Genomic DNA, 20,441 nt, shown 5'->3' with positions numbered 1-20,441 from the left:
ATGATGTTCATGAAAAAATCTGCGTCATCTGCGGATGCGGTGGTCCCTGTGGGTGCCGCTCATGCGCCCGCAGGGGCGGGTTTGAAACCCGCCCTGCCCTGGCCGGCGATGATCAGCGCAGGACTTTGGAGATGTTGAAGAGGGGAAGGAACATGGAAGCGGCGATCGTGAGAACGATCGTGCCCATGACGACCGTCAGGATCGGCTCGATGGCGGTCAGGATGGCGGAAATGGCCTCCGAGACCTCCTGGTCGTAGTATTCGCCGACCTTGTCGAGCATGTGGTCGATCTTGCCGGTCGATTCGCCGACGCTGATCATCAGGGTGACCATCGTGGGAAACAGGTGCTTGTGCCTCTGCATCGGCGCCGAGAAGGTGCCGCCGCGCTCGACGCTCTCCTGGATCGAGGCGATGACGTCCTTCACCTCGGTGTTCGGAATCGTCTCGCTCGTGATCCTGAGGGCGCGCAGGGCCGGCACGCCGCCCTTGACCAGCGAACCGAGCGTGTGAGCGAAGCGGGCGACGTAGGCTTTGCGAAACAGGGTCCCGAAGAGCGGCACCCGGAGCTGGAGCCAGGAGAATGCACGCCAGCCCTTTTCCCACTTGAGGAAGAGCCACAGGCCGATGGTCCCGAAAATCGCCAGGCCGATGATGGCGAGATACTGGTACCGGAGGAAATCCGAGACGGCCATGACGACCTGGGTGGGGAGGGGAAGCATGTTCTCGCGGCCCTTGAACAGCTGCATGAACGTCGGGAACACGTAGGTCAGCAGGCCGATGACGACGCCGACGGCCACGAGGATCATGATGGCCGGCAGGATGAGGGCGCCCCGGATGCGGCCCTTGATGGCCTCCTGGTTTTCGGTGAAGGCGGCGTAGCGCAGCAGGATCTGGTCGAGCATGCCGCCTTCCTCGCCGGCCTTGACGAGGCTGACGAACAGGGGACTGAAGACGTTGGGGTGGGCCTGGAGCGACTCGGAGAAGGATTTGCCGCTGGCGATCGCGGCGTTGATGTCGGTCAGCGCCTTCTTCAGGAGGGGATTGTCCGACTGGTCGCCCAGCGAGGCGAGGCTGGCGCGAAGGGTGCAGCCGGCTTCGATCAGAGTGGCGAGGTTCACGTACAGGAATTTCAGTTCGTGCGCCGACACCCACTGGAACTTGTTTCCGATTGCCTCGAAAACGCTCGCGCCCTTCTTGGCCCGAATCTCGAGCACCGAGACGCCGCCCGCCATGAGGCGGTTCATCACCTCGGTCTGATTGTCGCCGAACTCTTCGCCGGAGACGGAATGCCCCTTCGAGTCGATGCCTGAATAGACGTACCAGGGCACGTCAGATTTCCTCGTTCTTCGTCACGCGCAGGATCTCCTCGATCGTGGTGACGCCCTTCGACGCCTTGAGGATCGCGCATTTTCGCAGGGGAACCATGCCTCCGTCGATGGCGGCGCGGCGGATCTCGGAAGCTGAGGCCTTGTTCACGATGAGGCGGCGGATGGGATCGCTCAGGGTCATCATCTCGTGGACGGCGGTGCGGCCCTTGTAGCCGGAGGTTTTGCAGTTGTTGCAGCCCTTGCCCTTGAAGAAGGCGAGGCCGGCGGGCACGTTCAGCTTGTCCATCTGCAGGTCTTCGACCTCGCTCTCGGCAGGCGCGTGGGGCTGGACGCACCGGGGGCAGATCCGCCGCACGAGTCGCTGGGCGACGGCGACCGAGAGGGTCGAGGCGATGAGGTACGGCTCGACCTCGAGGTCGATGAGTCGGCCGATGGTGGACGGGGCATCGTTGGTGTGGAGAGTCGAGAGGACGAGGTGGCCGGTCATGGCGGCCTCGACGGCGATCTGGGCCGTCTCGGTGTCGCGGATTTCGCCGACCATGATGACGTTGGGATCCTGGCGCATCAGGGCGCGCAGAGTGCGGGCGAAGGTGAGGCCGATGTCGGACTTGACGTGGACCTGGTTGACGCCCTTGACCTGCATTTCGACCGGGTCTTCGGCGGTCGAGATGTTGATCTTCGGGGAGATGATGTAGTTGAGCGCGGCGTAGAGGGTCGAGGTCTTGCCGCTGCCGGTGGGGCCGTTGAGCAGGATGATGCCGTTGGGCTGGCGCACGGCGGTCTCGAACCGCTCCAGCAGGTCGTCTTCGAAGCCGACGTCGCGCAGGGAAAGGCTGAGCGCGCTTTTATCGAGAATACGAACGACGATTTTTTCGCCCCAGACCACCGGCAGGCAGCTGACGCGCAGGTCGACGTTCTTGTCGGTCAGGCGGGCGCGGATGCGGCCGTCCTGCGGGAGGCGCTTTTCGGAGATGTCCATTTCGGCCATGATCTTGAGGCGCGAGGTGATTTCGGCCTGGTTCGCCTTGGGCACGCGCACGATCTCGACCAGCACGCCGTCGATGCGGAACCGGATGCGCAGGCCGTCCTCTTCGGGCTCGAGGTGGATGTCGGAGGCCTTGTCGTTGATGGCCTGCCGGATGATCTTGCTGACGAAGTTGACGACGGCGGCCTCGTCGGTGGCCATCAGGTCGAACGCGTTGGCGTCTTCGGGAAGGGCGGCCAGATCTCCCTGGTCGTCTTTCTTGATGGTGCGCAGGGCCGAGGACATGTCCTCGGAGCCGAAGTAGCGGCGAATCACGTCGAGAATGGCCGACTCGGGCGCGATCGCCTCTTCCACTTCGAAGTTGGTCTGGTAGCGGATCTCGTCGACGATGAAGGCGTCGAGCGGATCGGCCATGGCCACGGTGAGCACGTTGCCCTTGCGGGCGACCGGCAGGAGGGTATGACTGCGAACGATGGTTTCGGGAATCAGCCGCAGCACTTCGGGCGGAACCGATATTTCGTCCATCTCGATGAAGTTGATGCCGAGCTGGCCGGCCAGGGCTTTCGCGATCTGCTCGTCGGTGCAGAGCTTCATTTCGGCGAGCACCTTGCCGAGGCGCTTGCCCAGCTCTTTCTGCTTGACGAGGGCTTCGCTGAGCTGTTCGGCGGTGACGAGGCCGGCGTCGACGAGAGCGTCTCCGAGTCGCTTGCGGATCATGGCTGCTTCGCCTGTCTCGGATCGGAATCGTCTTCCCAGTGCCAGTAGTAGTGGCGGGCCAGGTGAAACTTCGGGTTCAGGGTCAGCGCCTTCCGGAAATGCTCGAGAGCCTGGTCTTTCTGCCCCTTGCGGCGGAAGGCCATGGCCAGCTTGTAATGCAGATCGGCGAAGTTCGGATACAGGTTGATGGCGGACTCGAGCTGCCGGATGGCCTCGTTCAGCAGAAGCGGGTCGTCGAACAGCGTTTCGAGGTCGTAGGGAAAGGGGTTGCGCGACTTGTCGGGCAGGCCCGGCATCGCGATGATCTTCTTGAGGGTCTCGACGGTGCGAGGCCAGTCCTGCTCACGCTCGTAGGCGAGGGCAAGGGAATACATGGCGTCGCGGAAGCGGGGGTTGCGGTCGATGGCGGCCTGGAGCTCGCGCTTCGCATCGGCGGTGCGGCCGGCGGCGAGGTGGGCCTTGCCGACGTAGTAGTGCGTATCGGGCCACTCCGGCTCGATGTCGAGCGCGTTCGCGAACGCCCGTTCAGCCTCGGCCTGCTGACCCAGCAACTCGTGGCAACGGCCGACGGCGAGCTGGATCTCCGCATCGCGCGGCTTGAGGCGTGCGGCCTCGACGAACGCCGCGAGGGCTTCCTGGTGACTCCCCTTCTTGAAATACGCCTGGCCGAGATTTCTGTGGAGTTCCGGATCGTTGGGCTTGCCGACCAGCTCCTTTCGGCACTTCTCGATGACTTCGTCGACGAGGTGGGTACTGAAATACGATATGAATTTCTCCGGCACCGGAAACCTCCTCTCCCTCTTTTCCGCCATTGTAGGCACTCCCCCCCGAGCACGCAACATCCAATTTCAAAATTCGATCTCCCCCGGAGGTGGCGGTCCCATGCCAGGCCTTCGGCCGGGCCATGATACCGCACTACCTCGCAATTTCTGGTCGGCCCACCATGCCGGATCGGGTCACAATGCCGGGGCGGCCCGCATGTTCGGGTGTAGGGGCGGGTTTGAAACCCGACCGTGAACACCGTGATCGACATGTCACATGAAACAACGGGAGATTTCCCTGGCGGGGCGACAAGAATATGGGGTAACATGGATGCGAAAAGGGTTCTTCCGGAGGGGAACGTTCACCGGGACATGAGAGCTCATCGCATCGGGCACACCGGACTCGGCGGCTTCACCATCGTCGAGTTTCTCGTTGTGCTCGTCATCATGGGCATCCTGTCGACGGCCGGGTACCCGCTGCTCATGGAGTTCGCGCACCAGAGCCGCCTCGAACAGGAGGCCCGCGTCATCTTCCAGGACATCTGCCTCGCACGACAGGCTGTGATCAGTGCAGGAACCGGAACCGGCACGGTCAACTTCATCCGGGTCCCCACCGAGGCGTTTGTCTCGTCCTACGAGATGTTCGCCCCCGACGGTTCGAATGTGCGCAGCGTGCTGATGGACGAGATGCTGTCGACGCAACAGAGCTGGCGGCGCCGGCTCGACACGCGCTCCATCTGCATTCTTCCGCTTTCGGTGCCGGCCTCGAGCGCGACGCATTTCACCCTGCATTTCAACGACCGGGGCCAGTTGACCAACCTGCCTCCCGCCGCCTCCTACACGCTCCGGGTCCAGGCGTTTCACGACGATGCGAACCCGGCCAACCGCCGACCCCTCCCCGAAGTCGGCGGCTGGGATATCATCATCGACGGCCCAACGAATACCTCTGCCGTTCTGCCGAGGCTGGTGCAGCTGCCATGACCGACTTCATCGCATCCCCCGTTCGTGCTGAACCTGCCGAAGCACGAACATTCCCCCTTCCCCTTCGACAGGCTCAGGGTGAGCGGGCGGGGACATTGCCAAGTGGTAAACTAAATTTTATATATCGTAAGGGATATTTTCTTTTCGAGGCCCTGATCGCCGTCGTGATTCTCGGGACGGCCGTCATATCCCTGGTCGGCTCGCTTCAATCGAGCCTCGGAGAGATCCAGAACAGCAAGAATCAGTTCCAGGCGCTGTATCTCGCCGAGGGCGCCCTCGAGGAGCTGCGGGCCGTCTGGGCGTCGAACCCCGCCAGCCTCGACGTGACCGGCGTCTGGCAGACGTTGACCCCGGCCGGCACACCGCCGTTGCGCGACGCCGCGTTCCAAGTCAGGTATCGTGCCAGGTCGCACACCCAATGGGACCTCCCGCCGGTTTCGGCTTCAGCACCAGTCTGGGTCCCAGGCCCGGCACCGGCGATTCCTGCCGACCGGCTGTATGTGGTCGAAGTCGAGGCGGTGCCGCTCAGCCCCGCCCTCCCTGATGAAGGTGCCACGCTCTCGACATTTCTCGGAAGGCGCGGACCATGAGACGCAACCTTGGCAGCGCCGGCTTTTCCCTGATCGAGATCCTGATGGCCTCGATCACGTTCCTCGTCATCCTGACCGGGCTGGCGACGACGTTCCAAGCCGGCATCACTACGAACAAGGCGATCCAGGACCTCGGCGACTGCCAGCAGGCGCTGCGCGACGGCATCCGCCTCATCGCCGAAGGGGACGGCGCACCGGTCAATCCGCACGACGGCCTGTATCAGGCGGACCGTGCGAGCATCGTTGCGGGCGGGCGGCTGGAATACCGGGTCGGCGGCACGAACTGGCGAGTCTGGATCCAGAACGGCCAACTTCTCCGCCAAAGAGTCGGCGGCGGACCGCCCATCCAGAAAGTCCTCGCGGGGGAGCCTCTTCCTCCCCCGCTCGAAACACGAAAAACGCGACTGATGCTCTCCCCCGACACGACGGCGGCGAACCCCATGGCCGTTCTCACCGTTCCCAACAACTCGGCCAGCGCCGCGGTGCGTCTGTCGCTGACGATGCACCGGGACCGCGACGCCGACGATCTGCCCAGCGGAGACGAGATGTTCCTGACCGTGCAGCCGACGATCTACCTTCGGAACTCGGAGAATTGAACGCATGAGACTTCCGCCTCATCCGCGCCGGGGCTCGTTTTTTGTATACGCGTTGATATTGATAACGATCCTCGGGCTCTACGTGTCGAGCCAGAAGATCCTGACGCTCGATCACACCATCTCGCACGCGATGACGGTCTTCGAGGCCCAGGCACGCCAGGGTGCGCAGAGCGGGCTGAACGTCTGCCTGCGCCTCGGGGTCGCGGTCACGCCGCCGCAGATGGTCTCGATGTTCTTTCCCACCGGCCAGGTCGCCTCGATGGCGGTCTGGTACGAGCTGAGCGGACCGCCCGGCAATTCCCAGGCCAGCGTGACCGCACTGGTCTTCGACCGCAACGGCACCCTGCGGGCCATGCGCCGCGCGGAACAGCGCGTGAACCGCAACACCTTCACGTTCCAGAACGACAGCTGGTCGCGCCCCTGACAGGAGGATTCCGTGGAAGCCACGCCCATTCTCGAGATCCGTGACATCACGAAGACGTATGACATCATCAGCGATCCGCTGGCGGCCTGCGGGCGACGGGCGGTGCTGGACGGGGTGTCGCTCACGCTGATGCCCGGCGAGATTTACGGGTTCGTCGGTCTGAACGGGGCCGGCAAGACGACGACGATCAAGATCGCGCTGGGGCTGACCCGCCCCGACGGCGGCCGGGTGCGGTTCCTTGGCCAGGACGCGACGCCGGAGGATTTGCGGCGACTGGGCTTCGCTCCCGAGAAGCCGTCGTTCTACGAGTTTCTGAACGCGCTCGAAACGCTGCGGTACGCGGCACGCCTGCTGGGAATTCCTCACGACGACGACCGCTCACGCCAGGTGCTGGAGGATCTCGAACTCTGGAACGACCGGGAAAAGCCGGTCGGCGCGTATTCCAAGGGCATGCAGCAACGGCTCGCGCTTGCATGCGCCATGCTGCACGACCCCGACGTTTACATTCTCGACGAACCCAGCAGCGGTCTCGACCCGCTGGGAAGACGCCGGGTCAAGGAAATCCTGCGGTCCCTGAGAACGCGTGGAAAGACGGTGTTCTTCAGCACGCACATCCTGGCGGATGTACGGGAACTGTGCGACCGGGTCGGCGTCATTCACCGCGGCCGCATGCTGTTCGAGGGTCCCCTCGCCGGCCTGAACCCGAGCGGAAGCGATCTCGAGGAAGCGTTCGTTTCGCTGATATCGATCCATTCGCCATCCGCAAGCTGTACAGAAACTTCCGAATCCGAAAAAGTTGTTGACTCGAAACGCTCCTGCTAGCATTATGGAGAGAGGAGTATCCTGAATTCATCATTCATTTTTCAGAAGAAGGGGAGGTCCCTACCATGTTTCGATCCAAGGCTTTTTTTTCGCTGCTCGTGATGCTCGTTCTCGCCGGGTTCACCGCCGGTTGCGGCACGACGCAGCCCGCGCCGATTCCGCCCGAGAACAAAAATCTGGGTGTTGATGCAAACGGCAACACGACGGCCCCCGGCGTTCCGATCCCCGGCGCAGAGACCGCAGCTCCCGCAGAAGGCGATGCAGCAGCTCCCGCCGCAGGCGGCGAAGTGATCGACGCGACCACCCCTGCTCCGGCTGCTGCTGATGCCGCTGCCCCCGCCGCTCCGGCTGATGCCGCTGCTCCGGCCGCCCCGGCCGACGCTGCCGCTCCGGCTGCTCCCGCTGCCCCCGCCGGCAACTGATCCTGTCCGCCCCTGAAGATTTTTCATTACGAAAGGGAGGAATCATGAACAGACTAGGTTTTACCCTGATCGAACTGATGATCGTCGTCCTCGTCATCGGTATCCTGGCCGCCGTCGGTATTCCGAAGTATCAGAGCTTCGTCATGGAGTCGCGCCAGCGCGCCTGCATGTCTCAGCTCAAGTCGATCGACCAGGCCATCGGCGTCTGGGAAACCCAGCACACTGCGTTCCAGTTCAATGACGCCGTCCAGCTGGACTTCAACCCCCAGAACGCGAACCTCGCCGGCCGCCAGATTCTCCGCCAGAACCCGACGACTCTCGCCTGGCAGTGGATCAACGTCAACGGCATCACCCCCAATACCGATGAAATTCTTCGCATCGTGAAAGACGGTCGCGTCTTCGCCTGCCCCGAAGTCATGCAGTATTACCCCCGTCTCGACCTGATCCCCAACGATTATCGCACCCGGTATCGCTTCCTCAAGATCAGCGGCGATACCACCCAGACCTGGTCGGAAAACTGGGTTCCCCGCAACGTCGGACGGGCCACCTGCTGCTTCGCCTTCGGGTATAACAACTCCAACGGTCTTGCGAACCCGGCGCCTTGGGGCACGTTCACCGGCACCAACGGCGTGGTATTCTATCCCGGCTGCGGCGGTCCCGACCGCACCCGCGCAACCCTGCACCTGCAGTGGCTGTCGAACTGACCTGATCTTTCAAAACCCGGGCCGCACGACGGCCCGGGTTTTCATTTTCCTTCGAATCTGGTATCTTCACACGACCCACCGGAACGAGGACAAACGATCTGCAGATGACGCAGGCCTCTCGCCCTTCGACAGGCTCAGGGCGAACGGTCATGAATCTTCATGCGACACGAAATAATGTATTTTACAGAATAGTATCTGCGAAATCTGCGGATCGGCATCTCGGTTCTTCGTGAATCTGCAAGGAGCTCATGGTCGTATGAAGCATGCCCTGACAACGGCGTTCTGGATCGGGTGGTATGGCTTCCTCGAAGCCCTTCGCAGTCGCCTCCTGCTGGGTATTCTTCTTCTGCTGCTGCCCCTGACCGCATCGGCATGGCTGCTCGACGTGTATCGGATCGGCTTCCAGGTCAAGGTCGTGAAGGACCTCGGCATGAACCTGGCCTCGCTGTTCGGGCTGATGATCGTCCTGTTCCTCTCGTTCGAGCAGATCCTGCCCGATATCGAGCGCCGGACCATCTACTTCATCCTGACGCGCTACAATGATAGACGCAGCTATTTATTGGGCCGGTTTCTGGGCGTCGCCGGCACGCTGGCGTTCTTTCACGCCCTGATGGGCCTCGGGCTTCTCCTGCTCCTGCGCTGGCACGACGGGGCCTGGTTCTGGGAGGTGCCGGTCGGCTCGCTCGTCCTCTTCCTCAAGCAGAGCGTTGTCGTGGCCGTCATCCTCCTGCTGGCCATCGTCACGACCCGCATCGTCGTCCTGAGCCTGACGGTGCTCGTCTACGTGCTCGGCCACGGTCTCGACGTCGGTCGCATGCTGCTCGACAAACACCAGGTGCCCGCCCTGTCCTGGCTTCTGGAAGCCGTCGCCCTCGTGCTGCCCGATTTCACGCTGTTCGAGATGCGAATGGCCGTCGTCCACGACGCGCCCATCCAGGCCGGTGCCGTGGCCCTGCTGTCGGCTTACACCGCGCTGCTCTGCCTCTTCTACCTGGCCGCCGGCGCATTCCTACTGAGCAGGCGCGACCTGTGACCGCCTCGCCCGCGGCGCGGCCCTGCCGTCCCCTGTTTGTCCTCGCCCTGCTGCTGAGCATGTGCGTGAGCGTCCAGTGGAGTCTGCGGGCCGGCTGGTGGGAAACCATCTACCCGGACGTCCCCGCCCTCGAGCTGGGTGAGGCCTGCCTTGAAGCCGTGCCGCGCCAGCTCCGGAGTATCGTCGCCGACGCATGCTGGCTGCGCGCGGATGAGTACATGCACTTCGGCCCGACCCGCCGCCTCGCCGCCCGGTTCATCCCGGGAAGCTACGCCGGCAACACCGAGATCATGCCTCTCCTCGAGCTGGCCATCAGTCTCGATCCGAACCATATCGACGCCTATTCTCTCATCGTCCAGAACCTGTCGCTGCACCTCGGCCGGTTCACCGACGGCCTCCGCCTCCTCCAGTCCGGCATTCTCGCCAACCGCGGGAACCCGCGCATTCACGAGTTATACGGAACCGGCGCCCACTTGTGGGGCTTCCGCGAAAGCTACAACGTCCCCGAGCCCAACAACCGCCTGGCCGCCCTGCGCTACGCCGAGAAAGCCCTCGCTCTGTATCGCGACCCGGGTGACGACCCACTGGCCGACCCGATCATGGTTCCGCGCACTTACGCGATCTGGAAGTCACGGTTTCTCGTCGACCTGGGCCGCCGCAAAGACGCCGTGCAGGCCTGGAAGGCCGCCAACCTTCCCCTCAGCATCGAGGGCGGCCTGCTGGGCGAGTATCTGCGCATGGTCGACGCAGGCCAGCCGGTGCCGGCCCTCCCCGAGCAACTGCTTCCCCCGGCGGAACCGGTTCCCGCGACGGCAACCCTGCAACCGGGCCAACCTCCCGCCGAACCCTCCCCCGTGCATGATCCCCTCGATCCGTTCGCGCGGCCTCAGACAGGCGAACACACAGAAGACCACGGGGAATGCAATCACGCCGAGGGAGAATGTTCCCACACCGCCGAAGCCCCCGCCATCAGCACCCTCGAAAAATTCCCCCGCCGTCTCCTCTGGCACCTCGCCATCCTCCTCCTCGGCACCCTCCTCCTCTCCCGCCTCGCCCGCCGCCCGGGCTTCGGCTGATTCCGTCAAACAACTGCATCCCGGCCTTCACGTGATTCAGCATCCTCATTTGCATAGAAAAGTTATTTAGATTATATTTATAAGTGAATAACATCAGGGAGGCCGGTATGGAGCGCACCATCAAACGCATCAACATTCCTCTCGACCCGGAACTGCACCGGAGAATGAAAACGGCCGCGGCGAATCTCGGCATCCAGATCAAGGATTTCGTCGTTGCCGCAATCAGCCGGGCCGTCAGGGATACCCGTCGGGAAACGGCTTCGGACGAACCGGATGAGGCGATGATCGCCGAGGATGCCATCTGGCTCGAGGACGGCGCCGAAGATCTTCGCGAAACGCTGGCCGACATCGAAAAAGACGTTTCGCCGGGTGAGTTGAAGAAGTATCTATCGGCATTCGAAGATGCCAGCACACCCATTCGCTGGAATCCGCGCACGAAGTCCTTCGACAAGGTCCGGAAGCGGTGATTCCCCGCATCGGCTGTGTCCTCCGCGTCGCGCTCGAGCGACATGTCCCCGGCGGTCACGAACAGGAGGGAACCCGGCCTGTCCTCGTCGTCGGTCTTCCTGAGCATATCGGAACACCCAGGTATCCGATGCTGATCGTCGTTCCCCTGACCACCGACCGCCATTCCAGGTGGTCAGCGGCTTCACCGGCCCTGTATCCCCGTCTTTCCGCGGGAACGGGCGGAATTCCCAGCAACTCGATCGCCCTCCTCGACCAGGTTCGTGCCATCGATGTATCGCGCGTCGTCGGCACATCCGGCGAAGTCCCGGAATCAACGATGAAATCGATCCTGGCATCCCTGAAACACATCTTCGACACGCATCCACACAGAACGCAGGGGCGGGTTTGAAACCCGCCCCCACATACACATAACCGTATATAACGGTCAGTTTTTCATGCTGTGGATGGGGGCGGGGATGCGGCCGCCGCGTTTTACGAAGGCGGCGGGGGAGTGGCGGACGACGTCCATGATCGGGCCTTTGCCGAGGAGGCCGCCGAAGTCGACGATATCGCCCGCTTTTTTTCCGGGGACCGGGATGAGGCGGACGGCGGTGGTCTTGTGGTTGATCATGCCGATCGCCATCTCGTCGGCGATGATGCCGGCAAGCACCTCGACGCTCGTGTCGCCTGGGATGGCGACCATGTCGAGGCCGACCGAGCAGACGCAGGTCATCGCCTCGAGCTTCTGAATCGTCAGCACGCCCTCTTCGACGGCGCGGCACATGCTCGCATCCTCGGTGACCGGGATGAACGCGCCCGAGAGGCCGCCCGCGTAGGTACAGGCCATGACGCCGCCCTTCTTGACCGCGTCGTTGAGCAGCGCGAGCGCCGCCGTGGTGCCGTGACAGCCGGTGCGTTCGAGGCCCATCGCCTCGAGAATGTCGGCGATCGAGTCGCCCTCGGCCGGCGTCGGGGCCAGCGAAAGATCGATGACGCCGAACGGGATGCCCATCAGGCGCGAGGCCTCGCGGCCGACCAGCTCGCCCACGCGGGTGATCTTGAAACTGGTCTTCTTGATCAGCTCGGACAGCTCGCCGAAATCGAGGGCGCCGGCGTTCGCGAGCGCCGCCCGAACCACGCCCGGGCCCGAGATGCCGACGTGCAGGATCGCCTCGGCCTCGCCTACGCCGTGGCAGGCGCCGGCCATGAAGGGGTTGTCCTCGGGCTGGTTGCAGAAGATGACGAGCTTGGCGCAGCCAAGCCCGTCGCGATCGCGCGTGCGCTCGGCCGTCTCCTTCATGATCTGGGCCATGCGGTAGACGCCGTCCATGTTGATGCCGGACGCTGAGCTGCCCACGTTGACGCTCGAGCAGACGCGCTTCGTCGTGCTCAGGGCGTCGGGGATCGAGTTGACGAGCAGCTGGTCGCCGCGCGTGAAGCCCTTCTGGATGTTGGCGGTGAAGCCGCCGACAAAGTCGACGCCCAGCTCGGTCGCGGCGCGGTCGAGCGCGGCAGCGACCGGCACAACCGTGTCGCCCTTGCACGGGCCGGCGATCTGCGCGACCGGGCTGACCGAGATGCGCTTGTTGACGATCGGAATGCCGAACTTGCGCTCGATCGCCTGGGCGGTCGGCACGAGGTTGGCCGCCGTGCGCATGACCTTGTCGTAGACCTTGGCCGCGCACCGCTCGACATCCTCGTCGGCGCAGGTAAGCAGCGAAACGCCCACCGTGATCGTGCGGATATCGAAGGTCTCGACGCCGACCGCGGTAATCAGTTCAATGACTTCTTCGAGACTGTACGACATGGCGCGCTCCGCGGCTCACAGCCGGTGCATGAATTTGAACACGTCTTCGTGCTGGATGAAAATCTTCACCTTCAGCTCGTCGGCCGCCTTCTGCATCCGCGACTGAAATTCGTCGAAGCTACAGTTCGCCTGCGCGACGTCCGTCACCATCATGAGGGCGAACAAATCCTGCATGATCTTCTGCGTGACGTCCTCGATGTTGACGTTGCTCTCGGCAATCGTCCTCGTGATACCGGCCAGCACGCCGGGCTTGTTGGCGCCGAGCGCCGTGATGACCACACGTTCGCGTTTTTCACCGTTCATCGGATGCCCTCCGCAAGTCTGTCCGGATCGGCGAGCCGGTCGAGCAGCCCGTTCCGTTCGAGGAACGCGAGGCACTTTCCGATCTCTCCGACGTCTTCGAGACGCTCGTGGGTGTCGGTTCCGATGGTCAGGCACAGGTCGCGAAGAATGCCCGCGTCGCGCCGCGCCCAGAACCACGGATTCCGACTTCCGCCGGGCATCTCGAGGCCGTATCCGAACCGACGTACCATATCACAGAGCGGCCCCAGCCGCAACGAATCTTCGAGGCGGTCGATCGCTGGATGTGCGACAATGACCGGAATACGACAGTGTTGCCGAAGCTCCGCGAGCCTCGCTACTGGCATGCCGCCCCACTCTTCCTCGCCCGCGTATTCGACCAGCAGGTAGTCGAGCGAGTTGATGCCGGCCCACGGCAGCTCGGCCAGACTCATCTCAACCCGGTCGAAACAGGTGTCGAGCTCGATCCCGAACCAGACTTTCGGCCCGCCGGAACCGGCCGCGCGCCACGTTTCCGCTTCGGCCAGGTAGGCCGGCCATACCGAGTTCAGCCATGCTTGCGGTTCGCTCCTCCGGAATACCTTGCGCGTATAGAAATGATCGCTGATGCCGATGCCCTCGAGACCCACGCGCGCTGCCTCGGCGACGATTTCGGAAACGGCGAACCGGCCGTCGGAAAAGGTCGTATGGTTATGCAGGTTGATGCGCCGGCGCACGACTGTCATAGAGGTTCCGGCCCGATTCAGCCCGCCGCCCCGTCCGCCAGGCCCTGCTCGAGGATCGCGAGGGCTTCTTCGAAGTCGTACTCACGGACGGTCTTCTCCAGCGCCGCGAACCTGTCGCCAAAGGCCTCCCGGAGCAGGGCCGCGTGGTTCTCGACCAGGGTGATCGCGGCCGCGTCATCCTGCTCGAACAATTTCCGAAGCCGGTCGCAGACGTCGAGCAGCTCCCGGCGATCGTGCATGGCGGGTGTCGGAACCGGCGTGGTCTTCGGCGGTTCGTCGAGGGCCGCCAGTTCCCGCAGAACCCGATCCAGCTCGGCGGCCGTTTCCTCGAGCAGAGCATCGATCGTCGCGGGATCCCCTCCCTCGGAGCAGGCTTTTTCGAGCTTCATCGCGCGCTCCTGGATGCAGGTGATGCCCAGATTGGCCGAGCAGCCTTTCAGGGTGTGGGCGCAACGCACGGCCGCCTGCGGATCGTCGTCGGCACGGGCTTTTGCGAACGCATCCCGGAAACGGCCTTGGGTATTGCGAAACTTGATCAGCATACGCCTGTAGAACGACGCGTTTCCCATGACGAGGCTCAGCCCTCGCTCCAGATCGATGCCTTCGATCGGCGGAATGCGGACGGAAGGCTCGGTTGCCACAGGAGCATGCTCCAGCACGGCTTTTCCGGAAGGCTTGATCCATTTTGCAAGCGTGGCGAACATCCCCTGCACGTTCAGCGGCTTGGCCACGTGATCGTTCATGCCGGCGTCGAGCACCTTCTCGCGATCGCCGGCCATCGCGTTGGCCGTCATGGCAATGATCGGGATGTCCTTGAACGCCGGCATGGCCCGGATCGCCCGGGTCGCCTCGTAGCCGTCCATCACCGGCATCTGGCAGTCCATGAGGATGCCGTCGATTCGGCCGCACTCGCCGAGCACCCGGAGGGCTTCACTGCCGTTTCCCGCGAGGACCACCTCGAGGCCGGCGCGCCGAAGCAGTTCCTGGGCGAGTTCGCGGTTCAGATCGTTGTCCTCCACCAGGAGCACCCTCGCGCCGCCGAGTTTGCGCAAGCTCGCCACGAGCGCTTCGTCGCGCGTCGTCGAACGCCGATCGACCGGGGAAACGCGACCCAGCACGTCCCCGATCGAGTCGAGAAGCGTGGATGGGGTGACGGGCTTCGTGAGAATCTTGATCGGAGCGATGCCGATCCTCTTTGCATCGGTGAGCGCCTCGTCACGCCCGTAGGCGGTAACCATGATGACGGCGGGAATGCGTGAGACGCGGTTGCTGCGAATGCGCTGGATGCACTCGAGGCCCGTCATGCCCGGCATCCGCCAGTCCATGAGGATGAGGTCGAACGGCCGGCCTCCCGACCGGTCGGACTGTTCGACCAGTTCGATCGCCCGGTATCCGTTCGAGGCGGTTTCGATCGCGAAGCCGAAGCTTTTCGCGATCGAGCCGAGGATCTCGCGGGCGCCGGCGTTGTCGTCGACGATCAGGACGCGCATGCCCTTCACGTCGTCTGCCGTCAGGGCCGTGCGGCGCAGGGGAGACGCCTGGAGGCCGAACCGGGCCGTGAAATGGAAGGTGGAGCCTTTCCCGGGAGCGCTTTCGAGCCAGATGCGGCCGTGCATCATTTCGACGAGCCGCCTGGAAATGGCCAGGCCCAGGCCGGTGCCGCCGTATTTGCGGGTCGTCGATGCGTCCGCCTGGCTGAAGGATTCGAATAGCTTCGCCTGCTCGTCGGGCGACATGCCGATGCCGGAATCGCGGACCCAGAAGTGAAGCTCGACGGAGCTTTCGCTTTGTTCGGCAACGTCGACGCCGATGACGATGTCGCCCTTTTCGGTGAACTTCACGGCATTGTTTCCGAGGTTCACGATGATCTGGCCCAGCCGCAGGGGGTCGCCGACGAGGGCCGACGGGATGTCGACCGGCGTGTTGAAGAGGAGTTCCAGGCCTTTGTCTTCGGCCCTCAGGCCGATCAGACCGGCGATGTTGTCGAACACATCCTCGAGCCAGAAGTCGGTATTCTCCATGGTCAACCGGTTCGCCTCGATCTTGGAGAAGTCGAGGATGTCGTTGATGATGCCCAGCAGGTTCTCGGCGGCGCGATGCACCTTGCTGACGTAGTTGCGCTGCTGGGGGTTGAGGTCGGTCTGGAGGGCGAGCTGGGTCATACCGAGAATCGCGTTCATCGGCGTGCGGATCTCGTGGGACATGTTGGCCAAAAAGCTCGACTTGGCGGCGGTTGCGGCTTCGGCCATCTCCTTGGCTTTCGCGAGGGCCGCCTCGACCTCCTTGCGGGCGTCGAGGTCGAGCTGGATCCCGATCATTCGGGTGCCGCGGCCGGCGGCATCGCGCTCAACGCACCTGCCGATGTCGAGAAGCCATTTCCAGCCCCCCGCCTTCGTCTTCATGCGATACTCGGCCCGGAACTCGTCGAGGTTTCCGGACAGATGCTCTTCGCCGATCCGCACGACCTTCTCGAGATCGTCGGGGTGAACCAGGGCCCGCCACCGGGCGGAACCGCGCCCGTATGTTTCGAGAAGCTCGCCGGGCGTATAGCCGAGAAGTTCGGCCCAGATCTCGTTCGTGTCGAATATGTCGGCGTCGATGCGCCAGTCCGACAACCCCAGCCGGGCGCCTTTCAGGGCAAGTTCGAGGCGTTCCTGACTTCGGGCGAGGGCCTGCTGCGCCACGACCTGGTCGGTGACGTCCTGGGCCACGCCCAGCATCTCGACGGGCCGTCCTTCCGAATCTTTTGTTATATATCCATGTTCATGTATCCAGACGACGACGCCGTCGTTCGGCCGTCTGTAGGGATATCGCGCGTCGTAGATCGGATACCGCCCCTCCATCGCTCCCGTGAACAATTCGTCGGCGCGCTTCGCCGCGGCGGGGTCCGCCTCCTCGACGTGAACCAGCCAGTCGGCGACCAGGTGGTACCGCCAGTCGGGGCGGGGCTCGTAGCCGAAGATCTTCGCCGCGCGTTCGGACGCGATATAGTATCCGGAGCCGTCCATCGGGATCGTCCAGTGGCCGGCCTTCGTCAGTTCGAGGGCGTTCTCGGCGAGGAAGCCGGTACGCGTGAGTTTTTCCCGGACGTCGCGGATCTCGGTGAAATCGTAGAACCAGTTCAGCCGCTGGCGGGCGCCAGCGACCTCGATGAACTGCGCGTTCAGAAGCACCCAGACGATGCGCCCGTCGGGGCGGCGGAACGCCGTTTCCCTGTCGCGCAGGATGCCCGTGCGCTCGAGCTCCTTCGTGATCGCAAGCTTGTCGTCTGGATTGGCGAGGTAGGAGGCGCAGGAACGCGCCATCAACTCCTCGTGGGGGACACCGAACAGCTCGGCAAGGCGCCGGTTGCTGAAGATCTGCCGGCCGGCGGCGTCGAGGATCGACACCCCGACGGGGCTCTCCTCGAGGATCGCCCTGAGCTGATCGGTCTCGGCGTGCGGCCGGGCGATCTCGTGGAACGAGAGAAGCGCCCCGACCCGCTGCTTCCCGTCGAGAACCGGCGCAATCGAGTATCTGACGTGGAAGGAACTCCCGTCTTTCCGGCGGAAAATATCGGTATCGGAATGCTCCGCACCAGACTCGCTTACAGAGCGTTTCAGCGGGCACCCGGCCTCCTGAATCGGGTCATCGCCCTGATGCGGACCATGCAGCAGGTCATGCGCGTTCCTGCCGCTCATCTCCGCATGAGCGTATCCCGTCAGTCTGAGAGAGGCCGGGTTGGCATGGGTGATATTCCCCTGAAGATCGATTCCCACCAGGCCGTCGGCCGCGGCGTCGAAAAACAGGCGGAACCGGCTCTCATCGGCCGGCGATGCGTTCTCTGCCGCGCGATTCGTCGTGGCATCCCGTTCGTTCATTCCTGCTCGTATCCGTCTCACAGGGACCGGCGAAGGTCGGCCCCGATCTCTCCGGGAAATTCCCGGTCCGTCATTTCGTCATCTTTTCTCGTGCGGCTTCGAAGCCGGCGACCGTTGTATTCTCGATCGCTTCTCTCATGATAAACCCCTTCCTCCCGTACTGCAATCGGCACACAGGGCGCAAAAGGGTATTTTCATGTATAGTGAATTCGCCGTTTCATGACAGCGGCCCATGAAAGTATATATGATGCTATGGAGGATATCAAAGGGCATGAGAACCTGTTTTCATTTTCTCGCACCGGTTGCCATCGCGATCGCCCTGGGCGGAGCCGTCTGGGCCGCCGACCTTCGGGCGACGATCACGACCACCGAGGGCAGGACCATCGACGTCACGGCGATCAGCCCCGACGGCCGGATCGAGTACACGCCCGTCGGCGGCAAGAAGACGAGCATCCTGTTCAAGGACATCAAAAAGATCGAGTGGGACAAGAACACCCGCATCCACACGGTAACCACCCTCGACGGAAAAACCCGGCAACTCGAGCGCGCCTGGATCTTCGTGGGCAGGAGCGTCCACATGGAGTTCACCGGCACCGACAGGGAAACGGGCGAGGACGCGAACGGCACCGTCACGGGAAGCGACATCGCCGGCATCGAGTTCGCGGAAGCGGCTCCCCAGGCATCTCAAGCTCCCCAGGCCCCGTCGACACCGCAACCGACCGCCGAGCCCGCCGCCCCTCCGGATCCGGTTGCGGCCGCCACGCCTGCCGACCCCGTTCCCGAAAAGAAAACCGGTCCATCCAAGCGGCTTCCGACAAATAATATCGACTATACGAAAGATGCGATCGCCGCGTTCGAGCAGGCGTTTCCCGGGCTCGTCAAGGCGTATGACGAGGCGAAAGCCGCCGGCAGCCTGACGGCCGACGAACAAGACCCCAACACCGGCGAGATGGAGCCGAAGGACGTCCTGATCCAGCGGAAGGCCCACAAGCTGTTCCACGAGGCGGTAGGGTATTACACGGCCGCCCTGCAGGACGGCTGGGAAGCCACGGATGCCGAGCTGGCGCCGCATCGCGACAAGCTCGCGGCCATGGTTTCCGAACTCGAAAAGATCGGCTACAAGAGTTGCTTCAACCCCGGCGACGCTCCCTGCGACAACCTCGAGAACATGGATCGCGCGCGTCTCGAGGCATACAAGGCGATGCTGCTGACCACCGCCCGCGGCAATGCCGGAGCCGGACAGGAACTCATGGCGCAGGTCGGAAAGACCGTGGAGCAGGTCTCGAACGTGTTCGCGAACGATCATCAGGCCGGACACCCGGCACTGAAGCGATTCCAAGAGGAGGTAAAGAGGATGGAACAAGCGTGTGAGGCAGGCTTTGCCGAAGCCGGGAAGGAAAAGGAGGCGGTTCTCGCCGCATGGCAGGCGCTCCGGGACGAGCGTGAGAAGCTCAGGGAGACCACCTACAAGATCGAAAACGGCAACATTCACCCGATGAATTGGGCGTCGTTCTACGACGAGCTGGAAAAGTTCGAGAAGACCGACTCGGCCGTCGTGAAGCAGAAAATCGAGTATCTCGGGAAGCTCTGCGGCGCGAAGCAGGAAGCGCTCGAAACCGCCATGGAGGGCCTTCTCGGCAAGAACCCCTCCGGCTGGGACTGGAGCGCCGAGGTGGTGTATTTCGACAAGATCTTCAGCGCTATTCCGAAACTGCGCAAGGAGACCGCCGACGCGATCGTCGAGCAGACGAACCAGGACCTCCAGATCATGAGCGCCTTCGCCGAGGCCATCCGGGCCAAGAAGTTCGAGGAGCTGAAGCAGCTCGTACAGCTCGGCCTGCGCTACGACCCGCACAACGCCGCTCTGATCGACCTCACGGCGAAGGTCGAGGAAGCTGCTGTCGGGGATGCGGCCGCCATCGAGAAACAGATCGCCGAACGCCAGTGGCCCGGCAACCACAAGGGCTTCGCCGGCCCCGGCACGCCGGAGGAGCTGACGAAAGCCGCCCTCGACTACTTCAACTCCACCTGCAAGCCGACCGAGAAGGCGCTCGCCGCCTGCATCGTCGAGCCCGACTGGTATTGTTTCAAGCGCAATATTTTCGGCCAGCCCGTGCAGTGGGCGCTGACCTTCCAGGTGGCCGTCGACGTCGAGGGCGAGACCACCCCCGACATCATCTACACCTGGAGCATTTCGTTTTTGACCGAGGAGAACGTCGGCGTCGCGAAGGCCCCGCCGTTCAAGTGGGCCGCCTTCAACTTCAAGCAGAAGATGAAGCGCGCCAACGTCCCCGGCCTGAAATGAGCTGAAACGACTCTGACAGCCGGCCTCGGGAAGCTCGTCTTGCTTATGCCTATCCCGGGGCCGGTTTGCTTATATTGAAGTATATACCTTATAACCGCCCTTGTGAGTGACGGCAAGTCGCTTCTTTTTTTCGAGGTCCTGGAGGCACGCCTGGATTTTCGCTTCGCCGGCGTTGCGGAACTTGCCGGCGATCTTCGATTTCGTCTTGGGACTCCGGCAGTAGTCGAGGATCTCGTTGGACAGGGCATCGAGCGGCGAAGGCAAAAACTTTCGGGGAAAGACGAAGGTACTGCCGAGGTTTCCGCCGCTGAGATGCTCGCCGGGTTCGAAGGAAAGATACTCCTCGTGGCCGGCCAGGAAACTCCGGAGCCGGGTCCGGATCTTCCCGCCCTCGCCGGTTGAGCCGTAGCCGTGGATGACGAGGATGCGGCGGTAATCGCCGCCGCGCACCCGGTCGTTGTAATACCCGATGAACGCCTCGATGGCTTCGGCCACCAGGAGCCCGTGCAGATCGATTTCGTTGTCCATGCTATGTTTCGCAGTATAATGAAAGAGAGAG

20 protein-coding genes are annotated in these 20,441 nt (G+C 63.3%); 12 read left to right on the top strand and 8 right to left on the bottom strand.

The features are described 5' to 3' along the window. Positions 1 to 112 precede the first annotated feature (112 nt). Genes PLU72_16730 through PLU72_16720 form a run of 3 tightly spaced genes read right to left on the bottom strand, consistent with a single transcriptional unit; the run spans position 113 to position 3,811 of the window. A complete protein-coding gene (locus tag PLU72_16730) occupies positions 113 to 1,327 on the bottom strand; it encodes a type II secretion system F family protein (protein HOT29825.1) in 1,215 nt (404 codons plus the stop codon). A gap of 1 nt (position 1,328) precedes the next feature. Then, positions 1,329 to 3,029, bottom strand: a complete 1,701-nt coding sequence (locus PLU72_16725; protein ID HOT29824.1) for an ATPase, T2SS/T4P/T4SS family — start codon at positions 3,027 to 3,029, stop codon at positions 1,329 to 1,331. Continuing rightward, entirely contained in the window at positions 3,026 to 3,811 is a 786-nt protein-coding gene (locus PLU72_16720; GenBank protein HOT29823.1) for a tetratricopeptide repeat protein, read from the bottom strand. Before PLU72_16720 ends, PLU72_16725 begins: the two co-directional genes overlap by 4 nt. Positions 3,812 to 4,162: 351 nt before the next feature. Between PLU72_16720 and PLU72_16715 the strand changes: the two genes are divergently transcribed. The 11 genes from PLU72_16715 (at position 4,163) to PLU72_16665 (ending at position 11,294) form a co-directional block, all read left to right on the top strand. After that, positions 4,163 to 4,771, top strand: coding sequence for a type II secretion system protein (locus tag PLU72_16715; protein HOT29822.1), 609 nt, complete (start codon positions 4,163 to 4,165; stop codon positions 4,769 to 4,771). 164 nt (positions 4,772 to 4,935) lie between these two features. After that, the gene (locus PLU72_16710) at positions 4,936 to 5,361 is read left to right on the top strand and encodes a hypothetical protein (protein HOT29821.1); all 426 of its coding nucleotides are present in this window, start codon (positions 4,936 to 4,938) and stop codon (positions 5,359 to 5,361) included. Continuing rightward, positions 5,358 to 5,957, top strand: coding sequence for a hypothetical protein (locus tag PLU72_16705; GenBank protein ID HOT29820.1), 600 nt, complete (start codon positions 5,358 to 5,360; stop codon positions 5,955 to 5,957). The genes PLU72_16710 and PLU72_16705 overlap by 4 nt, the downstream gene beginning before the upstream one ends. 4 nt (positions 5,958 to 5,961) lie before the next feature. Continuing rightward, complete coding sequence (locus PLU72_16700; protein HOT29819.1) at positions 5,962 to 6,381, top strand: hypothetical protein; 420 nt, start codon at positions 5,962 to 5,964, stop codon at positions 6,379 to 6,381. Positions 6,382 to 6,393: 12 nt separating this feature from the next. Beyond that, positions 6,394 to 7,203 (top strand): ABC transporter ATP-binding protein, encoded by an 810-nt coding sequence (locus PLU72_16695; GenBank protein HOT29818.1) that lies wholly within the window; start codon positions 6,394 to 6,396, stop codon positions 7,201 to 7,203. A 65-nt stretch (positions 7,204 to 7,268) separates the two neighbouring features. Further along, a complete protein-coding gene (locus PLU72_16690; protein ID HOT29817.1) occupies positions 7,269 to 7,625 on the top strand; it encodes a hypothetical protein in 357 nt (118 codons plus the stop codon). 44 nt (positions 7,626 to 7,669) lie between these two features. Continuing rightward, entirely contained in the window at positions 7,670 to 8,329 is a 660-nt protein-coding gene (locus PLU72_16685) for a prepilin-type N-terminal cleavage/methylation domain-containing protein (GenBank protein ID HOT29816.1), read from the top strand. 256 nt (positions 8,330 to 8,585) lie between these two features. Beyond that, complete coding sequence (locus PLU72_16680; protein HOT29815.1) at positions 8,586 to 9,362, top strand: hypothetical protein; 777 nt, start codon at positions 8,586 to 8,588, stop codon at positions 9,360 to 9,362. Next, positions 9,359 to 10,438, top strand: a complete 1,080-nt coding sequence (locus PLU72_16675; protein HOT29814.1) for a hypothetical protein — start codon at positions 9,359 to 9,361, stop codon at positions 10,436 to 10,438. Before PLU72_16680 ends, PLU72_16675 begins: the two co-directional genes overlap by 4 nt. Positions 10,439 to 10,545: 107 nt before the next feature. After that, positions 10,546 to 10,905: a hypothetical protein gene (locus tag PLU72_16670; GenBank protein HOT29813.1), complete on the top strand. Its 360-nt coding sequence runs from the start codon at positions 10,546 to 10,548 to the stop codon at positions 10,903 to 10,905. After that, the gene (locus tag PLU72_16665; protein HOT29812.1) at positions 10,902 to 11,294 is read left to right on the top strand and encodes a type II toxin-antitoxin system PemK/MazF family toxin; all 393 of its coding nucleotides are present in this window, start codon (positions 10,902 to 10,904) and stop codon (positions 11,292 to 11,294) included. The genes PLU72_16670 and PLU72_16665 overlap by 4 nt, the downstream gene beginning before the upstream one ends. A gap of 36 nt (positions 11,295 to 11,330) precedes the next feature. Here PLU72_16665 and PLU72_16660 read toward each other — a convergent pair whose 3' ends face one another. The 4 genes from PLU72_16660 to PLU72_16645 are packed head-to-tail and all read right to left on the bottom strand — an operon-like array spanning position 11,331 to position 17,577. Then, positions 11,331 to 12,692: a PFL family protein gene (locus tag PLU72_16660; protein ID HOT29811.1), complete on the bottom strand. Its 1,362-nt coding sequence runs from the start codon at positions 12,690 to 12,692 to the stop codon at positions 11,331 to 11,333. Positions 12,693 to 12,707: 15 nt separating this feature from the next. Continuing rightward, entirely contained in the window at positions 12,708 to 12,995 is a 288-nt protein-coding gene (locus tag PLU72_16655; protein ID HOT29810.1) for an ACT domain-containing protein, read from the bottom strand. Continuing rightward, positions 12,992 to 13,717 carry a PHP domain-containing protein gene (locus PLU72_16650; protein ID HOT29809.1) on the bottom strand — a complete coding sequence of 242 codons (726 nt, stop codon included), beginning with the start codon at positions 13,715 to 13,717 and terminating at the stop codon, positions 12,992 to 12,994. The genes PLU72_16655 and PLU72_16650 overlap by 4 nt, the downstream gene beginning before the upstream one ends. Before the next feature lie 17 nt (positions 13,718 to 13,734). After that, positions 13,735 to 17,577 (bottom strand): response regulator, encoded by a 3,843-nt coding sequence (locus PLU72_16645; GenBank protein ID HOT29808.1) that lies wholly within the window; start codon positions 17,575 to 17,577, stop codon positions 13,735 to 13,737. Positions 17,578 to 17,848: 271 nt separating this feature from the next. On the opposite strand from PLU72_16645, the gene PLU72_16640 reads away from it, so the two are divergent. Further along, on the top strand, positions 17,849 to 19,882 hold the full coding sequence (locus tag PLU72_16640; protein HOT29807.1) for a hypothetical protein: 2,034 nt from the start codon (positions 17,849 to 17,851) through the stop codon (positions 19,880 to 19,882). Positions 19,883 to 19,951: 69 nt separating this feature from the next. Here the strand turns inward: PLU72_16640 and PLU72_16635 are convergent, their stop codons facing one another. Continuing rightward, positions 19,952 to 20,410, bottom strand: coding sequence for a Smr/MutS family protein (locus PLU72_16635; protein ID HOT29806.1), 459 nt, complete (start codon positions 20,408 to 20,410; stop codon positions 19,952 to 19,954). Positions 20,411 to 20,441 lie beyond the last annotated feature (31 nt).

Source organism: Candidatus Ozemobacteraceae bacterium, assembly GCA_035373905.1.
GTDB lineage: Bacteria > Muiribacteriota > Ozemobacteria > Ozemobacterales > Ozemobacteraceae > MWAR01.
This window is presented reverse-complemented; position numbering and strand designations above follow the sequence as displayed.